The sequence below is a fragment of the Mycobacterium sp. E1214 genome (assembly GCF_001666755.1).
Taxonomy (GTDB): domain Bacteria; phylum Actinomycetota; class Actinomycetes; order Mycobacteriales; family Mycobacteriaceae; genus Mycobacterium.
Window position 1 is genome coordinate 1 of record NZ_LZJC01000139.1, and the last position, 769, is coordinate 769.

Sequence of the window (769 nt, forward strand, 5' to 3'; positions counted from 1 at the left end):
TCAAGGAAGCGAACGTCTTTGGCGTTGCGGGTGATGAAGCTGCGGCGGGCGTCGACGTCTTCACCCATGAGGATGGAGAACAGTTCGTCGGCGGCGGCGGCGTCGTCGAGGGTGACCTGGCGCAGCACCCGCACCGAGGGGTCCATCGTGGTTTCCCACAGCTCCTTGGCGTCCATCTCTCCGAGACCCTTGTAGCGCTGGATGCCGTCCTCTTTGTTGATCTTCTTGCCCGATTTCAGGCCGGCGTCGAGCAGGCCGTCGCGCTCGCGGTCGGAATAGGCGAACTCGGGTTCGCTGCGTTGCCATTTGAGCTTGTACAGCGGCGGCTGGGCCAAGAACACGTGGCCGTGTTCGATCAGCGGGCGCATGAACCGGAACAGCAGGGTCAGCAGCAGCGTGGAGATGTGTTGGCCGTCTACGTCGGCGTCGGCCATCAGCACGATCTTGTGGTAGCGCAGCTTGCTGATGTCGAATTCGTCGTGGATGCCGGTGCCCAGGGCGGTGATGATCGCTTGGACTTCGGTGTTTTTCAGGACGCGGTCAATGCGGGCCTTTTCGACGTTGATGATCTTGCCGCGTAGCGGCAGGATCGCCTGAAACATCGAGTCGCGGCCGCTTTTGGCCGAGCCGCCGGCCGAATCGCCCTCCACCACATACAGTTCGGACTTGCGGGGATCGGTCGAGCGGCAATCGGCCAGCTTGCCGGGCAGCCCACCGAGGTCGGTCGCGCTCTTGCGCCGCACCAACTCCCGCGCCTTACGCGCCGCGA

The 769-nt window shown here is 63.8% G+C and carries 1 protein-coding gene; it reads right to left on the bottom strand.

The window, feature by feature from the left end:
• On the bottom strand, positions 1–769 hold a 769-nt coding region (locus A5700_RS19415), incomplete at both ends, for a toprim domain-containing protein (protein WP_231973828.1).